Origin of the sequence: Mycoplasmopsis agassizii, from assembly GCF_002276225.1 — a bacterium.
GTDB lineage: Bacteria > Bacillota_I > Bacilli_A > Mycoplasmatales > Metamycoplasmataceae > Mycoplasmopsis_B > Mycoplasmopsis_B agassizii_A.
This window is the reverse complement of sequence record NZ_NQNY01000002.1, coordinates 66,799-88,745: the sequence shown is the minus strand read 5'-3', so window position 1 is coordinate 88,745 and position 21,947 is coordinate 66,799. Positions and strand designations below refer to the sequence as shown.

15 protein-coding genes are annotated in these 21,947 nt (G+C 28.9%); 10 read left to right on the top strand and 5 right to left on the bottom strand.

Going from position 1 to position 21,947, the window contains the following annotated elements:
• Positions 1-9: 9 nt before the first annotated feature.
• The 3 genes from CJJ23_RS01000 to CJJ23_RS00990 are packed head-to-tail and all read right to left on the bottom strand — an operon-like array spanning position 10 to position 2,212.
• Complete coding sequence (locus CJJ23_RS01000; protein WP_095334531.1) at positions 10-798, bottom strand: ribonuclease HIII; 789 nt, start codon at positions 796-798, stop codon at positions 10-12.
• Entirely contained in the window at positions 792-1,712 is a 921-nt protein-coding gene (locus CJJ23_RS00995; RefSeq protein ID WP_095334530.1) for a Cof-type HAD-IIB family hydrolase, read from the bottom strand. Before CJJ23_RS00995 ends, CJJ23_RS01000 begins: the two co-directional genes overlap by 7 nt.
• A complete protein-coding gene (locus tag CJJ23_RS00990) occupies positions 1,697-2,212 on the bottom strand; it encodes a metallophosphoesterase family protein (RefSeq protein WP_095334529.1) in 516 nt (171 codons plus the stop codon). The genes CJJ23_RS00995 and CJJ23_RS00990 overlap by 16 nt, the downstream gene beginning before the upstream one ends.
• 168 nt (positions 2,213-2,380) lie before the next feature.
• Here CJJ23_RS00990 and CJJ23_RS00985 point away from each other — a divergent pair, with 168 nt between their 5' ends.
• From CJJ23_RS00985 to CJJ23_RS00965, 5 genes are read left to right on the top strand one after another with little or no spacing between them, the layout of a single operon-like run.
• Positions 2,381-2,917, top strand: coding sequence for a tRNA (cytidine(34)-2'-O)-methyltransferase (locus tag CJJ23_RS00985; protein WP_095334528.1), 537 nt, complete (start codon positions 2,381-2,383; stop codon positions 2,915-2,917).
• Positions 2,918-2,931: 14 nt separating this feature from the next.
• Positions 2,932-3,186 (top strand): DivIVA domain-containing protein, encoded by a 255-nt coding sequence (locus CJJ23_RS00980; RefSeq protein WP_084231913.1) that lies wholly within the window; start codon positions 2,932-2,934, stop codon positions 3,184-3,186.
• Positions 3,186-4,046, top strand: coding sequence for a ribosome biogenesis GTPase YlqF (ylqF, locus tag CJJ23_RS00975; RefSeq protein WP_095334527.1), 861 nt, complete (start codon positions 3,186-3,188; stop codon positions 4,044-4,046). Before CJJ23_RS00980 ends, ylqF begins: the two co-directional genes overlap by 1 nt.
• Positions 4,039-4,920 carry an Hsp33 family molecular chaperone HslO gene (locus tag CJJ23_RS00970; protein WP_095334526.1) on the top strand — a complete coding sequence of 294 codons (882 nt, stop codon included), beginning with the start codon at positions 4,039-4,041 and terminating at the stop codon, positions 4,918-4,920. The genes ylqF and CJJ23_RS00970 overlap by 8 nt, the downstream gene beginning before the upstream one ends.
• Positions 4,907-5,452, top strand: a complete 546-nt coding sequence (locus tag CJJ23_RS00965; RefSeq protein ID WP_095334525.1) for a DNA mismatch repair protein MutT — start codon at positions 4,907-4,909, stop codon at positions 5,450-5,452. The genes CJJ23_RS00970 and CJJ23_RS00965 overlap by 14 nt, the downstream gene beginning before the upstream one ends.
• Before the next feature lie 95 nt (positions 5,453-5,547).
• Here CJJ23_RS00965 and CJJ23_RS00960 read toward each other — a convergent pair whose 3' ends face one another.
• Entirely contained in the window at positions 5,548-7,035 is a 1,488-nt protein-coding gene (locus CJJ23_RS00960) for a lipoprotein 17-related variable surface protein (protein WP_095334524.1), read from the bottom strand.
• 201 nt (positions 7,036-7,236) lie between these two features.
• Here CJJ23_RS00960 and deoC point away from each other — a divergent pair, with 201 nt between their 5' ends.
• From deoC to CJJ23_RS00935, 5 genes are all read left to right on the top strand, one after another.
• Entirely contained in the window at positions 7,237-7,902 is a 666-nt protein-coding gene (gene deoC / locus CJJ23_RS00955) for a deoxyribose-phosphate aldolase (protein WP_095334523.1), read from the top strand.
• A gap of 142 nt (positions 7,903-8,044) precedes the next feature.
• On the top strand, positions 8,045-11,440 hold the full coding sequence (locus tag CJJ23_RS00950; RefSeq protein ID WP_095334522.1) for a lipoprotein 17-related variable surface protein: 3,396 nt from the start codon (positions 8,045-8,047) through the stop codon (positions 11,438-11,440).
• A 260-nt stretch (positions 11,441-11,700) separates the two neighbouring features.
• The gene (locus CJJ23_RS00945) at positions 11,701-14,436 is read left to right on the top strand and encodes a lipoprotein 17-related variable surface protein (RefSeq protein WP_095334521.1); all 2,736 of its coding nucleotides are present in this window, start codon (positions 11,701-11,703) and stop codon (positions 14,434-14,436) included.
• Positions 14,437-14,633: 197 nt separating this feature from the next.
• Positions 14,634-17,483 carry a lipoprotein 17-related variable surface protein gene (locus CJJ23_RS05285; RefSeq protein ID WP_095334520.1) on the top strand — a complete coding sequence of 950 codons (2,850 nt, stop codon included), beginning with the start codon at positions 14,634-14,636 and terminating at the stop codon, positions 17,481-17,483.
• Between the two features lie 412 nt (positions 17,484-17,895).
• A complete protein-coding gene (locus tag CJJ23_RS00935) occupies positions 17,896-20,706 on the top strand; it encodes a lipoprotein 17-related variable surface protein (RefSeq protein WP_095334519.1) in 2,811 nt (936 codons plus the stop codon).
• A 209-nt stretch (positions 20,707-20,915) separates the two neighbouring features.
• Here the strand turns inward: CJJ23_RS00935 and CJJ23_RS00930 are convergent, their stop codons facing one another.
• On the bottom strand, positions 20,916-21,890 hold the full coding sequence (locus CJJ23_RS00930) for a hypothetical protein (RefSeq protein ID WP_095334518.1): 975 nt from the start codon (positions 21,888-21,890) through the stop codon (positions 20,916-20,918).
• Positions 21,891-21,947: the final 57 nt, after the last annotated feature.

Genomic DNA, 21,947 nt, shown 5'->3' with positions numbered 1-21,947 from the left:
ATTTTAAGTCTATTCTTGCTCTTCTTTTTTGTCGATTATATCGCTTTTAAAATCTTTAATTAAATTATAACGCATTTCTGTTTCTTTCTTTTTATCCCCACGAGCACGCTCATCAATGAATTTTCTAGCAAATTCTTGAACATCTTTAGAAGCACCAAGAGGAAATTCTGCCTCTCATTCATAATTATACTCAATCATTTTTCTTAGTAATAGATCACGAGCAAAAATTGATGCTACTGCAACTGATAAGTGTTTATCTTCAGCTTTAGTTGAAAGGATAATATCTTTACCAAATTTACGGAATTTTGGTCAGTTTGCTTTAGGATCTTCATCATTAAAAAAACGTTTAAAATAACCTTCAATAGCATTTAAGGTTGAATATTGATCGATAAAAACATAATCAAAATCAATTGATTTTATCGGTGTATTTTTAGATGAAACACGCTGTGAATCAGTAAACGCTTTTAGGTGTACAAAAGTTTTTATTTCATTAGCATTATAGTTTTTCTTTAAATTGTTATACCCTTTTGGGTGAATAAAACTAGCGCAATATTTTGCTAATTTTTCATCAGCAATAATTTTTGCTAATTCTTGAATTCTTTTATCAGAAATCTTCTTAGAATCACCTACACCCAACTCTTTTAGTCTTGCAAAGTCTTTTTCTTCAACAATTGCAACTGCAGCTGTTAAAGGTGTAAAGTAATCGCCTACACCCGATTCATCAATTCCTAAAACTTTTTTAGATTGAAATAATTCATCTAGTGTTTTTTGTTCATTTATTTCTTTGATTTTTATCATTTGCTTCTTTTCTCTCTATTCTTTTGATGTCATTTTAAAGCTTTTCCAATTTCAGCTTCAGGATTCTCCATTAGTTTTTCTAAATATTCACCAACACCACCTTCATAATTTCTTTTATCCAAATTAATTGCTGCTTTATATTGAATATCACGATTTGCATTAGCCATTGTCACTGAAACATTAGCGACTTTAAACATTGGCACATCATTAAATGAATCGCCAATTGCAACTGTTCTTTCTCAGGCAATATCATAATAGCGCATTAATAAAGAAACGACTTTTCCTTTATCAACACTAGGACTTGCAATATCAAATGCAGGTGGCTCATTATCACCTTTTGATCAGTAACTAAATTCAGCTAAGTCGCCGAATTTATTTCTCATATATTTTTGTAGGGAAATTGGATCTGTTTCAGGCCTAACATCAAAAATAACTCCAGTTGGTCTTAAGGGTAAGCGATGATAGTCTAGCCCTACTTTAAATTTAGTTAACTTAGAAAAACCAAAAACTTTTTCTAGTTTAGGATCATTTTGTTGCAATTGCACTCAACCTGGTCCTTCAATTGCTATATTAGTAACTTCTTTTTTAATTCTTTCATCACCTAAAATGTATAAAACTTCATTTAGGTTTAAAAAACTAATTTGTGGTGTGAAGTTTTCGTCGCTAGGATTATGAATTTGTGCACCATTATAGTTAGCAATGATTGTGTCTAATTCTAATTCTTGATAAACTTGCTTTGAACTTCTTCAAGGTCTACCAGTTAAAATACATATTACATGACCTGCATCTTTAGCTTTTTTAATTGCCGCTAAAGTTTTAGGGTGAATTTCACAAGTATCACTATTTGCTAATGTTGTGCCATCTAAATCTAGCATTATTAATAATCTTTTATCTGTTGTTACTTTTTCTTCCATATGAACCTTCTTTCTTTAATTAATTTTGATGAATCTTTTAATTCTAGTTTGTAATTTTTATTTTCATCTATTTCAAGAATTGCATAACCTGCATTAGATAGACCACGTTTTTGTCTAATTGAGCCAGGATTAATTGCATATCCTTTATTTGTCTTGACTTTAAGTTGTACATGTGAATGACCTGTTATAAAAAAATTATAATTATGTTCATTAGCAATCATTTGCATTTTTTCTTCTGACATTAAGGTTTGATAAGAAAATCTATGACCATGTTCAAGGTGAAACTTAAAACCTTCAATTTCAAAATCTAAGGATTGCTGATTAAAATTATCTCAGTCATTATTACCATCTACAAAATAATTGAAATATTTAATCATAAAGTTTTGTGATAAGCAATGATCGCCCGCGCTGATTGCGTAATCAGGCTTTTCAAAAGCATATATTTTTTCAAAATCATCATCATCGCCATGAATGTCGCTTACAATTAATATTTTTGTCATTCTTATATTAATTATATTTATATAATTTCAATTTTAGTGATTAATTTTAAAAATATTAAGTCTATCTTTTTTGAATATTTTAAAGAACACAAAAGATTGGAATTTTAGAGTTCAATATTAATTTATCTAAAAATTCTAAAATAGTGATTTATAAAATATAATAAAAAAATGAATTTACATGTAGTCTTTTATCAGCCTGAAATTCCAGGAAATACAGGAAATATGATGAGAAATAGTTTGGCGAGCGAAGCAACATTTCATATAATTAAGCCAATCAGTTTTGATCTTGATCATCCTAAAATGAAGCGTTATGCAGTCAATTATGAACGAGAAAATATCAAACTGGAAGTGCATGAATCTTATCAAGATTTTGTTCAAAAGTACGGAAAAAAGCGTGTTTTCTACATTTCTAGATACGGTTTAAAAACTTATTCAGATGTTGATTTTAAAAGCGAGGCCAAAATAAATGGTGATGAAGTTTGAATCATGTTTGGAACTGAATCTACGGGCATCCCAATGAAAATTCTTAAAGATAATTTAGAAACTACTTTAAGAATTCCAATGAGCCCAAAAGCTAGGTCTTTAAACTTATCAAATTCAGCAACTATTGTCATTTGAGAAATTTTAAGGCAATTCAATTTTGAAAATCTATCAAAATATGAAGTACAAAAAGGTAAAGATTGAATTACAGAATTCGATAAATAAATTAGAGGTAAAAAATGAATGAAAAATTAAACGCAATTATTGCACAAATTAGTACAACTGAATTTTCAAGCGAGATTAATGGATACCCTCCACAAGTTGTGGATGCTTTTTTGGACAAAATCAGTGACTTAATCCAGGAAGTTATTCAGCAAGCAACTGACCAAGAAAAAGCATATGATGATATGAAAACTAAATTCAATAAATGTTCTCAGCAGCTAACAAAATGCAACGTTGAATTGCACTTTTTTAAAGAAATGGATGGAAATTAATGAATGATTTTTCTGACTTAATTGTCGAAGATCAAAAAATCAACTGATATCCTGGCCACATGGCCAAAACTTTAAGACAACTTAAAGAAAAAGCACAACTAGCAGATTTATTTGTGATTGTTTTAGATGCTAGAGCACCAATTTCTTCCTACAATGACACCTTCGATGAAATTGAAAAAAATAAACCCAGATTATTTTTAATTTCAAAAAAAGACCTGGGTGATATTAATAAATTAAAAAAAATTAAAGAGCGTTTTGCTAGTCAAGATAATGTAATGCTAGTCGATCTTAAAAAAGAAAACACTCGTAATTTAATTTTAAAAAGAATTGAAAAATTACTAATTCCAAAACGCTTGCAAGAACGTAAAAAAGGACTTTTAAAGCCACGTTTAAGAGTTTTTGTAGTAGGTGTTCCAAATAGTGGTAAAAGCACATTAATCAATCTTTTAGCAAAAGCTAAAAAAACAAAAGTTGGTAATATGGCAGGTATTACTAGGGGTCAACAATGAGTTAATGTTGGTGATATTCAACTACTTGATACTCCAGGATTATTATGACCAAACCTTGATGATCAAAATGTTGCAGTTAAATTAGCAATTATTGGTGCTATTAAAAGGGATGTTATACCTTTAGATTTGCTTTTTAATTTATCTTATTCAATGGCAAGTAGTTTTTACCCAGATAAATTAAAAGCAATGAATTTAGAACCAGCATTTACAAGTGTTGATATTTATTCACAACTAATAAAGATGTTTGAAAGAAGTAACTTAACACGAAAAAATTTTGAAAATGAACTCGATAAACTTAGATTAATGTTTTATGAAACATGTCGTAATTGAACAGGAGTAACATATGATTAAAATTAAAAAAACAGAATCCTCATACACAAAAATTTTAGAAAAAGGTAATGTTAGAATTTTTTTAAACGATAACTTAAAACTAGTTAATAAACTATTAAACAACCATAAAAAAGCAACACCATTTGCTAAATTAATTTTTGCAAATATTGTTTCAGCATTTTCACCACTATTATTTGTTATTTCAAAATTTGGTTCAGTTAGAATAAAATTAAACACAAATGGTGCTGTTGCACCAGTTGATTTATATCTTGATAGACCAGGAAATATTAGAGCAAACATGGCAAGTTTTGAAGTTCTTTCAGAATATGATAAGGAACCCTTAAAAGTTAATGATATTCCATTAATTTTAGGTGTTGGTGATGAAGGAACACTTGAAATTGTCACTGAAGTTGATGGAAAATCTTATAGTTCAAAAGTTAAATTAGCTAGAGGTGATGTAATTACCGATTTAGCTTACTTTTTTGACCAATCTTGACAACAATTTACAGGAATTAAAACAGGTGTTTGGCTAGATGAAAATGCAAATATTACAAATGCAAATTCAATTATAATGCAACTACTTCCAGGGCATAAAGAAGAAGATATTTCATGAGTTGAAAACTTTTTAAAAAACAATGATTTTAAAAACTTATCTGTTTCTCAAATAGAAGAAAAACTAGAAGCTAATTTACTTGCAAAGTTTGAAACTAATGACAAATGTATTTGTTCACGGAGTAAAAAACTTAAAACAATAACTAATCTAGATAATGCAACTTTAGATGAAGTTTTTAATAATAAAAACGCTATCGAAGTTGCTTGCCCTCAATGTGGAAGAATTGATAGAATTTCAAAAGTGGAAGTTGATAAAAGGAAAACTGAAAATGAAATCCAATAAATTACTTTTTAAAAACAAATGGATTAATGTTTATGAAAATGAAAAGGGGTTTATTTATTGTCAAAGGAAAGGAATAAATTCAATCGCAGCTCTACTAATTAGAAAAGTTGATGAAGATCATGAATTTATGATTCATTTTCAACCACTACCTGAAATAGCTGAGAAAAAATCTTGAGATCAACCTTATCCTTGTCCTGTAACTGGAACTATTGAAGAAAATCATTCTGAAATACAAAGTCTAATTAATGAAGTGAACGAAGAAGCAGGATATGAAATAACTGAAAAAAATATAGTAGATAGTTCTGTTTTTGTTTCTTCAACACAGATGAATGAAAAAGTTTTTTCATATTTAATTGATGTAACTGGATTAAAAAAATCTGAGCCTAAAACAGATGGTTCAATTTTTGAAAGCGTATCGTTCAATAAATGATACAGCCACAATGAGTTTCAAAAAATAGTAAAAAGTGACTTAGTTTTATCTTCGCTTTCTTCACTTTATTTACTATATTTACTAAATTATAAAAAATGATAATCGTCTAAAACCATATACAGGTATTAAAAAACACTTATTTTGGTATAAAAACCGAATAAGTGTTTTTTGTATTTTATAATTTTAACTAAGTAAAATTAGCTTTCATCACTTGGAGTTTCATTAGTTCCAGGTGTTCCAGAGTTAACTGTTGGTACTTGTGTAGAAAAACCTGATAGTGTAACTGTTTTCCCTGCATTTTGCTCTTCAGTAACCAATTCACCTTCTTCATTAAATAATTGTTCTCCAAGCAATAGAGTGACTTTAACTTTTAATGATCCTTGTGTTGTTGTCGAATCAGTTTCAGTAACTTTAGTTACCTTAACTGTAGAAGTTTTAATTCTACTTGGTGGGTTATATAATGCTGTTAGCATTTCATCGGTAACATTATCAGTTGTTGAACTAGCAATTGATTTAGATGCTATCGATTCATCTTTAACACTGTTTGTATATCATTGTTTTGCCAATGTAACTTGTGTGCTAAATCCTTTTAATGTTACTTCTTTACCTGCTGTATCAACTGTTTCAACAGTGGTTCCATCTGGTAAATAAAATTGATCTAATTTTTTTAGTGATACTTTTACTTTTAAAGTACCCGCAACATTATCAAAAGCGTTTTCTGCTAAAGGAGTAACTGAAACTGTAAATTTATAAGGTAAATTAGTGCTTAAATCTTGAATTAATAAAACACTATCTCCAACTGATTCTGAAGGTAATAAAATTTTCAAGGTATCAAGAGTAACTTCCGTTTCTGATTTTAAATTTGTATACCAGGTTGTTGCTAAATTTTTATTAGTTTCTAGACCAGTTAATTTAACATCAACTCCAACAGCATCATTTGCTGAATCTATTGCTAGACCATTTGCACCATAAAATTTGTTTTCCTTAGTTAAAACTAATTTTAATTCGGTAGTTCCATCATTATCATTTTCTTTACCCGCAATTTGTGCTCACTTAGTTGTAAAGCCTTCTGGAATTGGAGTTGTTTTAACTAGAGTATCAAGCGCTCCTAAAGTTACTGCATCATTTAACGAAACTTTTTCGCTTACTTGTGCAGGCAACAGTGTTTTTAGACCATCAGCAACTTCATAAGATTGTTTAACAGTTTTAAATCAATTAATAACTTGTTCATCGCCTTTTACTTCGGTTGAAGGTGGTTGCCAAGTAAATAAGTGAACCATTAATTCAGTTTCTGCTTTTGCTCCGTTATAGTCTAAAGTATAAGACACCCTGACTACTTCTTTTATATTATCAACTGTTGCAATTGTTGGAGTAATTTCTAAACTATGATTTGCTGAAACAACGTTTCTGGTATAGTCAGTGCTACTACTTTTGGTATTATCTAAAACATCAATAATTCCCTGATTAGTTTTTAAATCATTTAAAGCAGTTTGCAAATCCTCTAAAGTTAGATATTTTTCTCTGGCTTTAATATTAGTTAATGACTTCACGTTTTTTGCAATATCATCCACTAATGTTTGATCAGCATTTGTATTACTACATGCTATTAAAGCACCTGCAGTAAGCGCAAAAGAAGTTGGCAACATTATTCATAACATTGCTCTTTTGTTTTTAATTTTTTTCATATCCCTCACTCTTAAATAAAAGTTAATCAATTTTACATGATTGACCAATTTAATAATACTAATTTTATCAATTTTCTAATTTTTCTGAAAAATTTTTATGGAATGTATTGCATTTTGCCTATTTTTTGCACAAAATGCTAGTTAATTATTTATCATTTAGTTATTACAACTTATATAAGTAAAAGGAAAAGGTTCAAAAGAATGCAAATTAATAAATTAATTGATCACACTTTGCTTAAGGCAGAAGCAAGATCAAAAGACATCGATAAATTAATTCAAGAAGCTTTAAAATATGATTTTAAAACTATTTGTGTTAATTCTTCGTGAGTTAAATATGCTCATGACAAATTAAAAAAATCAAATGTAGGAATTACAGCAGTTGTAGGTTTTCCTCTAGGTGCCATGATTTCACAAGCAAAAGCACAAGAAGCTAAATTAGCAATCGAGCATGGTGCTAGTGAAATTGATATGGTTATCAATGTTGGTCGTTTTAAAGATCATGACTATGAATACGTTTTAAACGATATCAAGGCAGTTAAAAATGCAATTGGTAAAAATATTTTAAAAGTGATTGTTGAAACAGCACTTTTAACAGACATTGAAATCAAAGAAGTAACTGAAATTGTTCTAAAATCGGGAGCAGATTTTATAAAAACTTCAACAGGTTTTTCATATCGTGGAGCAACAGTAAAAGATGTTGAAATCATGAATAATGTGGTTAAAGATGCAATTGGAATCAAAGCAGCAGGTGGAGTTAAAAATCTAAACGATTTAAAAGCCATGATTGAAGCAGGGGCTACAAGAATCGGTACATCATCGGGTGTTGCTTTAATGGAAAATAAAGAAGCTGATAAGAAATCTTATTAGTATTTTTATTATTTTTTTTAAAAGCAAAAATTTTTCTAAAAAGTACCAAAAACGCCTTTTTCAGTAGGATTATTAGCATTTTTTGCAATTGTGCTATAAGTAAGGCATTAAAATTAAAACAAAACAAGGATATCAAGGAGATATGAAAAAATTAAATAAAAAATCATTCCTTTTTTTAGGAGGAATAGTGGCAACCGGAGTTGCTGCAACAGCAATTGCTTGTTCAAATGGAACAGGTAGTGAAGCTGAAAAAACAGCAATGGTTGCTAAAGTAGCAAACCAAGTTAGAAGTTTGAATTTAGTTGCAAGTGCAACTTATGAAAATTTAGAATCATTAAAAACAGCCTTAGAAAATGCTAATGATGTTGAAAAAATTAGTGCTGTTTTAAACCAAACAAGTGCAACAGGTTTTAAGAAAGTTTTTAGTGATAATAGTGACGTAAAACTAAAATCAACAAATGGTGTTCGTATTGATTTAGGTAAAGTTATTGTCAGCATAACATTAACTTTTCAAGATTCAAACATAACAGTTAGTTCAAATGTAAATATCGTTATAAATACCGAAGAACTTGAAATTAATATTGCTAAATCAAAAACATGATATGCAAAACTTTCAAAAACAAATACAGCAGGTGATTCATTTAAAAATAATTTACCTTCAAAAACCAAAACAGTTGACAGTTTTGTTTTTGCAAATGCTTTAACTAGCGTTCCCGAAGGTTATGATGCTCACTTTGTAGTTGTAAAAGATTCAGCAAATGATACAAACGGAAGTTTAAAAGTTAATGTTGTTTTAGGTAAAGGTCTAGAATATTTTAATTTGGATGAAACAGTAACTAGAGACTTAAATACAGCAAAAGGTGTTGAAGTAACTATTAGTGGCTTTGCTACAAGTGAAACTTTTAAAGAACCAACTGACAAAGAAATTGTAACAACTTGATATCAAACAGTTGCCGATACCAATACAGCAGGAACAAACTTTAAAAATCATTTACCTTCAAGTGTAGGACCTTTAAATGCAAGTGTTTTTGCAACAGCATTAAGAGTTTCACCTGAAGGTTTTAGCCAAAATTTTGTAGTAGTTGCAAATTCAATAGATGATAAAACTGGAATGCTTAAAGTTAAGGTTGTTTTAAGTAAAGGTGCTCAATTCTTTAATTTAGATGGAACAGTAACTGATTCTTTAGAGGCAGCAACTGGTAAAGAAGTTACTGTTAGTGGTTTTGAAGTTAATAACCCCGAAATCATTACAAACTGATATGAAAAAGTTAGTGCATCTAGTGATGTTAGTGATAGTTTTAAAACAACTTTAGCATCAAAAGTTTTAACTGTTGACTCATCAGTTTTTAAGGTGCCTTTAACTAGTGGTCCTGAGAATTTTTCAACTCATTTTGTAGTTGTTGAAAATAGTGCAGATGATGAAAAAGGAACTTTAAAAGTTAAGATTGTTTTAGCTAAAGCTACTCAGTTTTTCAATAGAGATGGAAGTGCTGTTTTAGCAGTTTCTGAAGCTGATGGAACAGAAGTTTTATTAACAGGTTTTGCTAAGAAAGATGAGTCTAAAACACCCGAAAAACCCGACTTTTCGGCAGAAATTGCAAAAGCAAAAACATGATATTCAACTATTAATTTGACAAACAAAACAGGCAACAATTTTAAAAATACTTTACCTTCAAAAATCGATGTAGTTGATGGATCAGTTTTTGAACACGCCTTAACAAATTCACCTGAAGGATTGACAATTAATTATGAAGTTGTTAAAGGTTCTTCAAACGATAATGAAGGTAGTTTAAAAGTAAAAGTTGTGCTTGCAAAAGGAACAAATTTCTTCAATGAAGATGGATCAATTTCAACTTCATTAGCACAAGCAGTTGGTAAAGAAATAACTGTTTTAGGATTTAAAAAACTATCCGATGAACAACCTAATCAACCTGTTGAAACAGTTAATCAACAAGTTAAAAAATGATTTACATTTTTATCAAGTACATTCATTCACCTATCTGAGAGAGAAAGAGTTACTTGACCTTCAGACATTACAAATGAAATGTTAAGTGCAGAACTTGCAAAATGAGTTAAAGGTCCAAAAGATGAATTTACAAATCCTGAAGGAACAATTCCTGAAATTAAACTTTTCCCAGAAAACACTACTGATGATTCTCAAGGAATTGTCTATATTAATGTAAGTTTAAAAAATAGTGAAGGTAAATATTTTAATAAAGATGGTGTTGAACAAGATGAACCTTACTTACAAAAAGCAAGAGTTCAAGGTTTACTTTCATACCAAACATTTGCACAAAACCTATATGATCAAATTAAAGATTTCAAAATTGAAAATAGTACAAATAATGTTTCTAATTCACCAGAAAGTAAAAACGCTTCATTATTAGAAAAACATTTTGAATATCTAACTTTAAATAAAAAATATGACTTTAAAATCTTATTAGAAAATTCACCTGCAAAAGATGCAATTAACGATAAAGAAGGTACTTTAAAAGTTAGAGCATATGTGACCAGGGAAGGTCATTATCTTGGTTACTTTGGAACAGATGTTGAATCAAAAGCTAAAGCACATTTTATAGATATAACTGTTAGTGGATTTAGAATTATTAGCGATTTGGAAAACGCAGTGGAAAAAATCACTAACTTCAAAGTTAAGGATAATTTAGCAATTGCTGATGCTAAAAAAATTAAAGCACTTAATAATTCTGATGTAAATTTAGAAAAATTAATTGAAACTTTAAACCTTGGTTTAGTAGCTGATAAACAATTAAATTTTGATACTAAAAACCTAGAATTAGTATCAACAAAAGATCTAATTACTCTAGAATTTGATGATCGAAGTACTGCGATTGCTGTCAAAATTACTTTAAAAGATAAAACAACTCAATTATCTACAACGCTTCAGTTCAAAACTGATTTTAATGGCTTTTTACCTTTATTTTTAACTCCTGAAAAAAGACCAACAGTTGATTTAAATAATAAATATGCAGTGATTGAATTTAAGGAATTCAAAAAAACAACAAGTCAAACTAGCCAACAGCGCATTAAACAATTTATTTCTGCTTTTGTAAAAGCAAACCAAAATGATTCTGCAAAATTAAATAATTTTGCAAATAGTTTTAGTTATGCAGTTTCATCAAGAGTGTCAAGTGGAATTGATAAGTTAAACTTAATTATTCCTTATAATGTTGAAGAATTTAAAGCAACAAATAACCCAATAAATTGAATGGTTAATGCTGCAACAGGAAACATTCCTGAATCATGAATTGGTGCAAGTAGAGAATTTACTGTTTTTGGTGGTTTACAAAATAATACTAGAAACAATGAAGCAAATGGTAAACCATGAAACTATAATGCAGCGGATGGTACTAAGAAATTAACTTTTGCCACAATTGACAATAAACAATATTGAATTACAAATAAAGATAGTCAATTTGTAGGTAATAGTCGCTCAACTATTAAAACAAGTGCAACAACTTCACCTTTTACAGATGGTTTAGCAGTTGCTGTTCGTCTTTTAATGGATACATTAAAATAAATTTAAAAACGGTTAACTCCGTTTTTTATTTTGCTGATTAAAAGTAACTTAATTAAATAAAAGTGATGATTTTGCTTTGAACCTTAATTTAAATGAAAAATTTTTTCATAAAATAAGCCTTTAATAAGTTTTTATCGGGATTTTTTTGACAAAATGCTATATTTTTCTTGTAAAAATATTCTCGAATTGACTGATAAGTGATTTTGAAGCAAAATTGAGAAGTATGTTGAAATTTATGCAATTTCAATTAAGGAGAATTAATGAAAAAATTAAACAAAAAGTCTATTTTATTGATAACTACAATGGTAGCAAGTACGATTGCAGTTTCGACAGCAATTGCTTGTTCGCAAACACCTGAGCAACCCAATTTATTAATTGTGAGGCAACAAACTGCTAATGAAATAGCAAAAAATGTTAAGGCTGGAACATACAATGCAAAAAGTACTTATAAAGATGTTGATGAACTTAACAACGTCTTAGGAAATATTAAAAGTTATGAGGATTTAGAAAAAATCTTAGATACTACTTCCTCTAAAAAAATTAAAGAAGCATTAGGTTCTTCAACTTTTAAATCAAATAATGGTTCAATAAAAGACGGATCAAAGATTATTTTAAATCTAGAAATTTACTACTTACAAGCAGATGCTAGTGCAAAAGTTGAAATTACTGTAAACTATGTTAAACCTGTTCTAAATGTTGCACCACAAAAAACTGATCAACAGTTAGCAAAGGAATGATACGATTCAGTAGCATCAACAAACACTGCTTCAACTAGTTTTAAAAACTCCCTGCCAAGTGCAATTACTAGCGTAAATGCAGATACTTTAGAAACACCCTTACCTGCTGTTCCAACAGGCTTTACTTCACATGTAAAACTAGTTGCTAATTCAGCAGATGATTTAACTGGTAGTTTAAAAATCAAGGTTTCATTATCAAAAGTAACAACTTGATTTAGTGTCGATGGAACTAGCACAACTAATGAAGATTCAGCAACAACTAAAGAAGTTACAGTTAGTGGATTTAAAAATACTGCAACAACTGATTCTCAAAAAGCAGTTGCCTATTATCGAGCGCTATCACAAACATATCAATTAGATAGCGAAGCTGTAAAACAAAATTTTGCTACTTCAGTTACTCAGGAAATTTTAAATACTTTAGTAAGTTTTGCTCCAATGCCACCTAGTGGTTTAACTGTTTCTCTATTATTAGAAAGCAATAGTGCAAATGATAAAACAGGTAATTTATCAGTTAGGGTTATTCTTGAAGATACAACTAATAAGTTTTTTAAAGAAGAGGGTTCAGAAATTAATAATAAATCCGAAGCAGGTAAAGTTATAACTATTAGTGGTTTTAAAGTAATTGAAACTACTTCATCAAATAATCCTGTAAAACTTTGATTTGAATCTCTAGGAAGTAATAAAACTTATGAATCAGAAAATAAAGTTTTACCTTCAACAATTAATGATCAAGATCTTGAAACAACTTTTAGTTCATTATTTATAGCACCATCATCAGTTGAAAATTCTAAAGTTACTTTATCTTCAGTTTCAAAAAATGATGATAAAGGGACAATAGTTGTAAAAGTTGCACTTAAATCAGTTGATTTATGATATTCACTCGAAGGTAACTTACAAGCACAAGAAGCATATAAAGAAGTAACAATTTCTGGCTTTTTAACTACTTCAGAAGTAGTTAAAAAAATCTATAAAAATCAATCTTCATTTATAAGCGTTAGTTCAACAAAAAGTGCTAAAGAAACTGCTGAAAATCTAGTGGAAAATGTAAAAACTTATTTCACATCATTACAAGCAGAAGTTGATAAAGTACCTAGTTTAGGTTTGACTTTAAGAATTTCCTTGGTAGATAATGCAATTAATAATCCTGATGGTAGTTTAGTAGTTAATTTCTACTTATCACGTGATGTAAATGGAGTAAAGCAATACTTTAAACAAAGTGGTCAAATTGTTCCAACACTAGCAGAAGCAATTGGTAAAAATGTAACTTTAAGTGGTTATCAAAAAGTTCTTTTAATTGAAGAACTTGCAAGCGATATTGATGCGTGAAAAGTAAAAGAAGATATTAGTTTAAGTGAAATTAGAGAGCTTAAAAAAATTAAAAACACAAATATTGACTCTGCAGAAGTATTTAATTTATTAACTAAATTTGCTTCAAAAGAAACTCCAGTTTTAACTCCTAGTGAAAATTATGAATTTGTCAACACTACAAAATTAATTACTTGAGATATTCAAGCAACAAGCGTAAATGCCCTATTTAAGGGGGTTTTAAGAAATAAAAATAACCATAGTGAAACTCAAGAAGTCACTTTTAAAACTGATTTTGCAGGATTTTTACCAAGTTTCCTAACAGTTAGTGGAAACCTAAAATCAGATTTAACTAATAAGTACATTTGAACAGTTTTTAAAGAATTAGAAGGAAATAATACCTTTGAAAAATGAGCATCATTTGTAAGACCTTTTGCTCATTCAAATAAAAATAATGAGCAAAAATTATTAAACTTTTCAAACTCCATGGGTGATGTAGTCAATTCAAAATCAGAGCATGGATTACAAAAATTTAATCTATTTTATCCATTTAATCCAAACCATTTAACTCTTACAGAAAACCCTGTGGAAATCATTGTAATTTTATCTAATGCAAATGTCCCTCCTGCTTGAATCGGTGCAAATAGCAGAACATTAGTAATAGGTGGCTTACAAAATTATAAAAAAGATAGCACAACTGTAGCACGTGGTGAACCTTGAAAATTCAACTTAATTGATGGAACAAAATCAGCAACATTTATTAAGTATAAAAATTCAGAATTCAATATCACATTAGCAGATGAATTCACACCTAGTTTTGGATATTGAAAGGGATTTGCTGCTAATAGTGCTTACACTGTCAAATTTAAAAGAGATATTAATAAATCACCTTTTGTAAACGGTGTTTCTGCAGCAACAATGCTATTACTTAAAGCAATTATTAATTACCAATAATTTGTTTAATTACAAGCCAAAACCTTGTTTTCTGACAAGGTTTTTTATTTAAAAAGATAACTAAAAAAATATTTTTTTAAAATTTTCCTAAAATTCAAAATACAACGAAAAAATTTATAAATTGGTATAATGTAGCCGTAACAAGGTGGTTTTGAAAAAAAACTCACTAAAATTACGCAATTTGTTTTAAGGAATATATGAAAAAACTAAATAGAAAACTAATTTTTACAATTAGTGCTGTTGCACTAACAACTTTTTCTGCAACAGCAATTGCTTGTTCTGGTAGTTTACAAAGCGAACTATCAAAAGAGCAAAGGGAAAAAATTCTTTCCCAAATATCTACTAATTTAATAAATCTATCATTATCGTCAAAAAATACTTTTGCAACGATTGATGATTTATATGCAAGTGCTAAGGGTGCAAATAACCTTGATTTAGTTAAGGCTTTACTTGATGATGTGTCACAAACACAACTTAATACTGCGTTTTCAAAAGCAACATTTCTTGCTTTACAATCTTCATCACTAAGTTCAACAGATGTAACTTTAAACATTAAAATTTCATACGAAGGTGATGATGTTTCAAGATCAACAACATTGAAAATTAGATATGTTTCACCAACTCCACAAGCTCAAGGCCCTATATTAACAACAAATCAAAGAACAGCAATTGCTTGATATAGTTCCATTTGAGCAACAAACACTGCTGCTTTTTCTTTCACAAATACTTTACCTTCGCAAATTAAAGTAATTAATGCAGGAATTTTAAAAAATGCTACACCAACAATTGCATCGCCATTTGTTGTTAATTACAATTTAGTAAGTGGTTCTGTAAATGATGATAACGGTAGCTTAAAAATTAAAATTGTTCTGTCAATTGGAACAGACCATTATAAATCAGATGGTTCAATTGTAAGTTCAATTGAACAAGCAGATGGTAAAGAAGTGATGGTTAGTGGTTTTAAAAATCTAGCTCAAAACGATCTAGAAAAAGCAGTTGCTTACTATCAAACACTACCATCACAAACTCAAGTGCCAGAAGGTGACCAAAGCGCTTTAATGCCAAGTAAAGTAACTCTTGAAAAACTTAATACATATTTAAATTCAATATCAGGAATACCTACAGGATTTACTTTAACAAATGAAATTGTTAAAAATTCAGCAGATGATGAAAAAGGTGAATTAAGTGCCAAAATAGTTCTTACAAAAGACAAAAACTATTATTTACAAGATGGATCAAACCTACGTGTTTTATCCGATTCAGTCGGTAAAACCGTAAAAATCACTGGCTTTAAGAAAAAAGAAGTTGAAGTGGTAAACCCAGTAGTGCCGGGTCAACCTGGTACACCAGGGGCTTCAGCAACACCTAGTAATCCAAATGCCCCTGGAACACCCGGCAATCCAAGCATCCCAGGTACTCCCACCACACCTGTTACTCCTGGGACTCCAAGTACACAAGAAAATATTACAAAGCAAGCAATTCAGATCTGATACTTAAAAAATCCTAAATTAATAAATGTTAATCAAGATGAAAATCATGTTTTACCTAGTTCAGTAACTCTTGAAAGACTTAAAAAATACGTTACTAATTTAATAGTTGCACCTACAGATGGTTACACTTATGATCTTAGAATTGTTTCTGCTGATGATGTAAAAGGTACTCTAATTCTTAGACTAAGCCTTAAAAAAGGCAATGTATTTTACACAACAGAAGGTGAAAAATCTCAAATTGAAGTTGGTCAGGATATAATTGTTAGTCAATTTGAAACACATGCAAGTCTTTCAAAATTTGCAAAAGAAGCTTATGCTGAGGAATTCAGTATGGCTATTAAATCCCAGTTAACAGCACTTCAAGCATTACAAGATCTAAATAAAAACGTTTTACCTTTATTTGCAAATTTAACTCATAAGTTGTCAATAAAAGAGAACATGAAACTGAATGTTAGAAAGGTAGATTTTGCAAATTCTGTAAATGGTGAAAATGGCTGATTAACAGTTAACATTTACTTAAGCTACAATAACAACATCTTCTTCAAACAAGATGGAACAATTGTTAATAATGAAAGCGATGTAGATGGTAAAAATATTGAACTTGAAGGATTTACAAAAATCTCAATAATTGATGATCTAGCTAAGCAAATTAATAATTGAAAACTTAAAGATGGTTTAACTTTTGAACAAGCAAAAGAATTTAGAAAATTAATTGATGCAAAATTAGACTTTAATCAGATTATTGCATTACTAAATGAAACTGGAACTAGTGAAACAAAAATTACTGCTCCAACAACTCATCTAAACTTTACTACACGTTCAAATCTACTTTATTGAGAAATTAAAGATGGTAAAACACAAATGGTTTTTGATGCAATTTTAGTAGACAAACGTAATGCTTCAAGTAAAAGAGAAGTTAAATTTAGAGTAGACTTTAATGGTTATTTACCTATTTTCTTAACTCTAACTAATCTTGACCAAAGTTTCAATGATAAGTCTTTAATCGCAAACTTTTTTGATTTTAAAGATGGTAACACATATACAAATTGATCGAACTTTATTAGAAATTTTGCTCGTGCAAATAAAAATAATGATCAAAAATTAATTAACTTTGCAAATGCAATGCAATATGTAATTAGCCAAAAAGCAACAGTTTCAACATCAAACTTCAACATACTTTATCCCTTCAAACCTGTAAATCTTCCTAAGTATTATCAATGAGAGCCACATGAAATTATAGTAATTAGCTTACTAGGAAAACGAGAAATTCAATGAATGGGTTCAAATAAAAACACTTTAGTGATTGGTGGATTACAAAATAATTTAGGAAGTAGTGATGAAGCTAAAGGTGAGCCATGAGATAGAACTACTTCAAACGGGACTAATGCAAACACATTTTTCAGATACAATAATCAAAAATATTATATAACAGATGAGCGTGGACACTTTACTCCTACAGCAGCAGCAACTGTTAAAAATAGTTCATTAAAATCACCTTTTAATGGTGGTATTGCAGTTGCAACAATGCTATTATTAAAAACAATTATCAATGGATAATTACAAAAAGTCCTATAAAATACCTTTTCATAAAATTATCTTTTTTTACAATTATTATTTTCAACAAATTTCTAGCAATTTAAAATATGGAATTTAGTAGAAAATATTTATCTAAAAGTCGGGTATTCACCGACTTTTTTAAATCAAAAACAACATGTTTGTGAATTGATTTCAAGTTTTAGAAAATATGATCTTATTTAATTCAAGTCTAAAAATGGACCTAAAATATTGTTCGAAAGCAACTAAAAAACACTGTGTTGCCTAAAATAAAAAACTCCTGTTCAAAAAATAATAAATATTATTAAAATAATCTAAAAAGGGCTTTTTAAGATATTATTTAATTGATAGAAGAGTTTTTTGAAAATATTTCAAAAATCACTAAACTACTTTTAGCAATTTAATAGGGATATATATGAAAAAACTTAATAAAAAAACGTTCCTGTTTGCAGGTCTTTTTGCAACTGGAGTTATCAGTGCAACAGCCATAGCTTGTGCACCGAATACTAATATTGATTTGAATGAGCAAAGAAAATTAGTGCTTAACAAAATTGTTGAAACACTATCTAAACTTGAACTCAATTCAAAAAATACATACGAAAATATTGATAAATTAAATGAAGATGCAAAAAATGCAACTGCAAGTATTTCAGTTGCTGCATTATTAGATTCTGATAGTTCTCAAAAATTTATCGAAACTCTTGGTAAAGCAGTCATAATTAAAAATGAAGGCTCAACTATTGAAGAAGGTAAAATTATTTTAAACTTACTTCTAACTTATGAAAGTGATGATGTTTCTGCAAATTTAAAACTTAATATTACTTATAAAGCAGCAGAAACTAGCCAACCTGAGCCAAAACCAGAACCTGTTTTAACTCATGAACAATTAAAAGCAATCGAGTGATATAAAGGTGTTTCAGAAACAAATATAGTTTCTGAAAGTGAAAGCAATTTATTACCATCTGAAGTCAATATTATTGATTTAGGTTTTTTTAAAACACCACTTACTCAATTACCAGAAGGTTTTGAATTATCTTTAACAAAAGTATCTAATTCTAATAACGATAAAGATGGTGAACTTAAAGTTAAAGTGGTTTTATTCAAAACCCCATCTTTTTATAATGTAGATGGTCAAATAAAATCAGACTTAGAATCTGCCACAGGTAAAGTTATTAGTTTAAGTGGGTTCAAAACTAGCAGTGCAGTTGATAAAGAAAAGGTCATTGCATTTTATGGAATTATTTCTGGTTCTATCGCATTAGAAAATGAAGAATTTAAAAAACTAAAAGCAAGTGAATTTAAACAAGAAAATTTAGATACATTGAAATCAAAATTTTCGAATGTTCCTGAAGGTTATCAACTTCAATTAGAACTTATGAATGATACAGTTGATGATAAGAAAGGGGAATTAAGTTTTAAGGTTTTATTAGTGAAAGATGGTAAATTTCTAAATATAGAAGGTGATACATTAGATACAATGACTGATGCAGGAAAATCAGTTAAACTGACTGGTTTTACAGTTTCGAGCGATGAAAATAAACCTATAGATGATCCAGGAACTAGTGTTCCGGTTGATCCAACTCCAGAACCAGGAACCCCTGTAACACCTGATCCAGGACAGCCTGAAGTAAAAGATTCTTTAACACCAATTATTGATAATTCAACAATTGTAAGAACATGATTTAATTCATTATTAGAATCATATTCAGCTGCCGCTAATACAGAAATTTTTCCAACTTCATTAACAGTTGATGATGTTAATACTTTATTAAATTCAATAATTAAATCACCTCTAACTAATGCCACAATTGAATTCAAAATTGTTTCTACAGATGATTTAAACGGTTTAGCAAAAATTTTAGTCACCCTAAAAACAAGTGATAAATTTTATACGGTTGAAGGTAATGAATCTTCTTCAGAAACTGGTAAAGAAATAACTGTTAATAATTTAAATAGTTTAAGAACAGTTGCTCGTTCATTATATTTATCCCAAAATAGTTTAGTTACTCTTAAATCAAATCTAACTGCAGAACAAGCAATTGCACAATTTGATACAGTTACTGCTGATCTATTTACCGATTTAAAAGCAAAACTAACACATGAACTTAAATTAGAAGTAAGAAAAACAGTTTCTGGTAATCAAGTTAATGCTGAAACAGGATTTATCTATGCCAATATTTATTTAAAAAGGAATGATAATGAATTTTTCAGACTAGATGGCACAGTTGTTGATTCATTAGAAAAAGTTGATGGTAAGGAAATTAGAATTGGTGGTTTTGAAATCAAAATTCCAATTCAAGAACTTGCTAGAGAAATCAATGCATGAAAAGTTAAAGATAATTTAACTTCTATTGAAGCATGAAAACTACAAGAACTATTAAAACCTGATTTATCATTTGAAAAAATAATTGAATTATTAAAAATGAGTGCTTCAAAAGAAACTCCACTTATTTCATCAATGCAAAACCTAGAATTTGTTAGTACTAAAGAACTATTAACTTGAAATATTAATGATCAAGATGTAAGTTTATCTTTTAAAGCAACATTAAAAGATAAAACTGGTCGCTCAGCAAATAAAGATGTTAGTTTTACAACTGATTTTGCAGGATTCTTACCAACGTTTTTAACTATAAACGGCAAAATCAAAGATGATGTTAACGATAATTATCTAGTTGTTGTTTTTAAAGAATTATCTCAAGGTAACACTTATGAAAACTGATCAAAGTTTATAAAAACATTTGTAAAAAACAGTAAAAATAGCCCTAAAAAACTAGATAATTTTGCAAATGCTTTTGCTTTAATGGTTGATAAGAAAACTCCTAAATCAATCAGAAATTACGGATTAATTTATCCTTACAATAAATCAGATTGAAACTCAATTACAAACCCGATTAACGAAATCGTTGTCATGTCAAATGGTAAAACAAGAAACAACTGAATTGGCGCAAATAAAAACACTTTAGTAATTGGTGGATTGCAAAACTATGCAAAAGGTTCAAATGAATTTGCTCGTGGTGAAGCTTGAACATTTAATCCAATAGATGGAACTAGAAATAGTACATTTATGACATATAACGGAATTAGATGAGTAATCACCGATGAAAAAGGTTTCTTTGTCGAAAGTACTAGAAAAACTGTTAAAGATAAAAACACTAAGACAATTACACTTCCATTTAATAACGGTGTCGCTGTTGGATTAAGACTTTTACTACAAGAATTAATCTAAAAGAAAATCTTGCAATTAAGCAAGATTTTTTATTTAAATCCAGAAATATTTACTAGGATTTCTTTTGTATATTCTTTTGATTCGTAAGTAGTTGTTAGATTAAATTTTAAAGTAACAACTTTATTACTTGTAGTCGAAAGAGTTACATCTACAAGAGAGCCTACTATTGCATTTGAAAGATTAGCGTTTAAATTTTTAATAGATGTTGTTTATAAATATGATTCAAGTACTTGTTTTGAAAACTGCTTTTCTAAGGTAGTTTTAAACGCTTCTCTAGTTAATTCTGAATCATTAACAACATAATCATGTTGGTTTAAATTTTCTTCTATTTTAGTTAAAATATTGATAGCCTGTGTTTTTAAAAATTCTTCTTCAGTGATTAAATTAGATACTTTAAAAGTAATTTCTTGGCTATGAGAAGCCCCTTGTAAATCGATTATTAAAGATACATTTAGCAGACTTGAGTTTTGCTTATCAACAGTCATTGAATTGATTAAAGAAATCTTTGCATCAGCAATATTATCTAAAAATCGTTGCTTATCAGAAGTATCTAAAAAGTCGGAAAAAACAACTTTATTAATAATTAATACGCTAGTTACTTCCTTAATGAATTCAACAGTTGCAATACGATTTTTGGCACTAAATTCAAGATTATTAAACTTTTGACTAATTTCTAAAAGTTGTTTATTTTTAATAGTTTCATTACTTGTATAAGGCGTTAAATTATCAAGAGTTAAACTAGCAGAAGATGTTGCTGATTCTCCTAAATATTGTCCTTTAAGTGAAAAAGTAAACTTAATAGAACTGTTATCTTCTTTTAAAATTTCAACCTGATTTGCAGATTCAATCCCGTTAAAAGTAACGTTTTTAAAGGCTGGTTCTAACTTTGTTTTTGATTCTTCATCAAAAAGTGAGAGAAACATTCTTGTGCTTGCAGGTAATGTTAAAAGTTGATTTCTTAAACGAAGAGCATCAATATTAGTTGCAAGTTTTAAATCACTAACTGAACTAACAACTGCCGTTGCTAATTCTAAACTTTGATTAACAGTTGCTAATCTCGCTTTTCTAACTTCTTCACTATCTGATCTACCATTGTTATTACATGAAATAGCAACTGCTAAAATTGAAGTAGTTACTATTGTTGCAGTAATGGGTAAAATTACTTTTGATTTTTTAATTTTCATTATGGTCATTATATTTCAAATTAGTCTCTAAGTTTATTAAAAAATAAAATAAAATAA